Source organism: Intrasporangium sp., from assembly GCF_032907665.1.
Taxonomy (GTDB): domain Bacteria; phylum Actinomycetota; class Actinomycetes; order Actinomycetales; family Dermatophilaceae; genus Intrasporangium.
Map to the genome: position 1 here is coordinate 1 of NZ_JAJJPG010000210.1, position 4,021 is coordinate 4,021.

The 4,021-nt window shown below is 71.0% G+C and carries 4 protein-coding genes; 3 read left to right on the forward strand and 1 reads right to left on the reverse strand.

The features are described 5' to 3' along the window. Positions 1–78: 78 nt before the first annotated feature. Positions 79–2,220 carry a glycogen debranching protein GlgX gene (gene glgX, locus LOY02_RS18225; protein ID WP_317183790.1) on the reverse strand — a complete coding sequence of 714 codons (2,142 nt, stop codon included), beginning with the start codon at positions 2,218–2,220 and terminating at the stop codon, positions 79–81. A 138-nt stretch (positions 2,221–2,358) separates the two neighbouring features. Here glgX and LOY02_RS18230 point away from each other — a divergent pair, with 138 nt between their 5' ends. Genes LOY02_RS18230 through LOY02_RS18240 form a run of 3 tightly spaced genes read left to right on the forward strand, consistent with a single transcriptional unit; the run spans position 2,359 to position 3,986 of the window. Beyond that, the gene (locus LOY02_RS18230) at positions 2,359–2,862 is read left to right on the forward strand and encodes a T3SS (YopN, CesT) and YbjN peptide-binding chaperone 1 (RefSeq protein ID WP_317183791.1); all 504 of its coding nucleotides are present in this window, start codon (positions 2,359–2,361) and stop codon (positions 2,860–2,862) included. Beyond that, entirely contained in the window at positions 2,862–3,641 is a 780-nt protein-coding gene (locus tag LOY02_RS18235) for an enoyl-CoA hydratase/isomerase family protein (RefSeq protein ID WP_317183792.1), read from the forward strand. Before LOY02_RS18230 ends, LOY02_RS18235 begins: the two co-directional genes overlap by 1 nt. Before the next feature lie 15 nt (positions 3,642–3,656). Then, a complete protein-coding gene (locus tag LOY02_RS18240) occupies positions 3,657–3,986 on the forward strand; it encodes a hypothetical protein (protein WP_317183793.1) in 330 nt (109 codons plus the stop codon). The last annotated feature ends 35 nt before the right edge of the window (positions 3,987–4,021 follow it).

Genomic DNA, 4,021 nt, shown 5'->3' on the forward strand with positions numbered 1-4,021 from the left:
GGCGACCACCGTCTTTCGGACCCCGGCCCGATCCTGGTCGGCGCTCCCTCTCCCATCCCGGGCGACGAGAGCGCCTGATCAGGGCCGGTCGAGCGCACTCCACAAGCGCATCGACGACGGTCCCATCGTCACCTCGGTGCCCGCCGGCACGAGTGGTCCCGCCGGCGCCGGCCGTTCCTCCGTGCTGTCCCACAGCGGCTCGTATGCCGTGGTGCCGGGTGCCCGCGGCAGCGTGACCTCCGCGGCCCACGCGCTTCCGTTGACCTGCAGGAGCGCCGATCGGTGGCCGAACCACGCCCCGTTGAAGAGCGCCTGGAGCGCATCGACGGCCGGCCCGTCCCAGCGCCGGCCCATCTCGTCTCCGTCACCACCGAACCACGCGAGGTCGGTCGACCCGTCGGGGTGCACCTGTCGGCCGGAGAAGAAGTGCCGCTGGCGGAGGACGGGGTGGTCCCGCCTCAGTCGCACGAGGTGTCGCACGGTCTCGAGCAAATCGTCCTGCCACGGCTCGAGATCCCATGAGTACCAAGAGATCTCGTTGTCCTGGCAGTAGGGGTTGTTGTTGCCGTGCTGGCTCCGGCCGAGCTCGTCGCCGCCGTTGATCATGGGCACCCCGCTCGAGAGCAGGAGCGTTCCCATGAGGTTGCGCATCGACCGTCGCCGTGCCGCGTTGACCGCGGCGTCGTCGGTCGGCCCCTCGATGCCGTGGTTCCACGAGCGGTTGTCGTCGGAGCCGTCCCGACCGCCCTGGCCGTTCGCATCGTTGTGCTTGACGTCGTAGGTGGTCAGGTCGGCGAGGGTGAAGCCGTCGTGGGCGGCCACGTAGTTGACCGAGGCGATGGTGCCGCGGTCGCGCACCCCGAAGAGGTCCTGGGACCCGGCGAGCCGGGTGGCGAGGTCGCGCACGCCGTGCCCGGTCTCCCCGGACGTCGAGGCCGCGAGGTCACGCAGCCAGAACGTGCGCACGCTGTCGCGGAAGCGGTCGTTCCACTCGGAGAAGGGGGGCGGGAACTTGCCCGTGTGCCAGCCGTGCAGGCCGACGTCCCAGGGCTCGGCGATGAGCTTGACCCGCGACAGGACCGGATCGGTCCGCAAGGCGACGAGGAAGGGGTGGTTCGGGTCGTAGGCGTCGTCCCGGCCGCGGGCGAGCGCAACCGCGAGGTCGAAGCGGAACCCGTCGACGTGGCACTCGTTCACCCAGTAGCGCAGGGAGTCGAGCACCATCCCGGCGACGACGGGATGGGTGAGGTCGAGCGTGTTGCCGCACCCGGTGACGTCGATGTCCTGCCCACGCGCGTCGAGCCGGTAGTAGGCCCGGGCGTCGAGGCCGCGCCAGGACAGGGTCATGCGGTCCTGGGACTGCTCGGCGGTGTGGTTGTAGACGACGTCGAGGATGACCGCGATCCCGGCCGCGTGGAGCAGCTTGACCATGCCCTTGAACTCGTCGAGCACCCCCTGCGGGTCGTCGGTCGAGGCATAGGCGGCATGTGGGGCGAAGTAGCCGAGGGTGTTGTAGCCCCAGTGGTTCGTCAGCCCGCGCGCGACGAGCTCGGGCTCGTGGGTGAAGGCGTGGATCGGCAGGAGCTGCACGGCGGTGACACCGAGACTGCGGAGGTGCGCGATGAAGGCGGGGTGAGCCAGCCCGGCGTAGGTCCCCCGGAGGCGCTCGGGAACCTCGGGGTGCCTGGCGGTGGCGTTCTTGACGTGCACCTCGTAGACGACCGACTCGGTCAGCGACCACGTGGGGGGCTCGTCGGCTCCCCAGTCGAAGGTGTCGTCGACGACGACGCACCGGGGGACGTATGCCGCTGAGTCACGTCGGTCGGGCACGGTGAGGTCGCCGGTGAGGTCGGGTCCGACGCAATGGGCGAAGAGCGCGGGATGCATCGTCACGACCCCGTCGAGCGCCCGGGCGTAGGGGTCGAGCAGGAGCTTGTGCGGGTTGTAGCGCAGGGCACGCTCGGGCTCCCACGGCCCGTCCGCCCGGAAGGCGTAGCGCTGGCCGACGCGGACGTCGGGGACGGTGTCGAACCAGGAGCCGTGGGCGCGGTGGCGCAGCGGAACCCGGCGCTCGGTCTCCCGTCCCAGCGCGTCACGGTCGAAGAGGCAGACCTCCACGCCCGTCGCGTGCCCGGCGTAGACGCAGAACCGGCCCCCCTCCGGGGTGAGACGAACCCCCGGCTCGGGCGGGACATCAGGTGTTCCGGGCGGAGGGGGCACGGGTCCCAGCCTAAGGTGGCAGACGGCGTGCACCTCCGACCGGTCCGCCGGCAGCCGGGCGGCCGTGCTGAGGTTCGGGCGGTTGCACCTGGCGCCGCGTATGTGACGAGGAGGCGCCCCCCTCGTTACGGTGGGGCCATGACCGATCCGACTTCGCTGCCCAACTTCCAGCCGCCCGCGTCCCCGCCGAACGGCGCTCCCCAGGGCGAGACGCCCGTGCGCGACCGCATCCTCGCCGTGCTGGGGGATCTCGGGGTCGAGGCCAAGGTCGACAACGACGGCGACCTCGAGTTCGCCGTCAACGAGCAGACCCTCTTCGCGCGCGTCGCCGAGGGGGAGATCCCGCTCGTCCGGTTCTTCGGCCAGTGGCAGCTGCAGGATCCGGTGTCCTCCGACCGAAACGAGCGCCTGGCGCGCTGCAACGACATGACGCTGCAGCTCAACGTCGTCAAGCTGTGCCTGGTGCAGGAGAGCCTCGTCGTCTCCGCGGAGCACGTCGTCCCCGACTGGGCCGACCTCAAGCTGCTCACCCCGCTCTCGATCAACCACATCCTCCAGGCGGTGCAGTTCTTCTTCCAGTCCTGGCTGCCGGCGGACGACCAGGCCCAGCCGGGCGACGGAACCACGCAGGGCGGCCAGTGATGGGCGAGTTCGTCCGGCTCGAGGTCGAGGACGGCATCGGCACGATCCGGCTCGACCGTCCGAAGATGAACGCCCTCAACGTCCAGGTCCAGGAGGAGATCCGCGACGCCGCCATCGAGGCGACCGACCGCGAGGACGTCAAGGCCGTCATCGTCTACGGCGGCGAGCGCGTCTTCGCCGCTGGTGCCGACATCAAGGAGATGCAGACGATGTCCTACACGGACATGGTCGACCGCTCGGGCCCGCTCCAGGCGTCGATCACCGCCGTCGCCCGCATCCCCAAGCCCGTGATCGCCGCGATCACGGGATACGCACTCGGTGGCGGGTGCGAGCTCGCCCTGGCGTGCGACTTCCGCGTCGTCGCCGACGACGCGAAGCTCGGCCAGCCCGAGATCCTCCTCGGCATCATCCCCGGGGCCGGGGGCACGCAGCGGCTGTCGCGTCTCGTCGGGCCGGCCAAGGCGAAGGAGATCATCTTCGGGGGGCGCTTCCTCGACGCCCAGGAGTCTCTCGCGATCGGGCTCGCCGACAAGGTCGTGCCTGCCGCCGAGGTCTACGCCGCGGCGCGGGAGTGGGCCGGCCAGTACGTCGGCGCGGCGACGTATGCGATCCGTGCGGCCAAGGAGGCCGTCGACCGCGGTCTCGAGGTCGACCTCGAGACCGGTCTGGAGATCGAGCGGATGCTCTTCGCCGGCCTCTTCGCGACACGGGACCGCGAGATCGGGATGGCGTCCTTCGTCGAGCAGGGCCCGGGCAAGGCGCAGTTCGAGGGCAAGTAGCCCGAGGACCGACGCATGATCGAGCTCGACGTCCTCGTCTTCTACTCACCTGTCGGGGCGACCGACGACGTGCTCGCGGCGCTCTTCGCCGCCGGGGCGGGGGCGATCGGCGACTACACCGAGTGCGCGTGGTTCACCGTGGGCACCGGACAGTTCCGGCCCGGTGCCGGCGCCGACCCCGCGATCGGGACGGTGGGGGACCTCGAGCGGCTGCCCGAGCACCGCGTCGAGGTCACCTTCCCGAAGGGGCTGCGCCGCGAGGTCGTGGCCGCGCTCCGCGGCGCGCACCCGTACGAGGAGCCAGCCTTCCACGTCATCGAGACCGCGCCCGCCGACCCCGACTGAGCTTCGGCCGCCACAACTTCGCCGGGGCGGTGCTT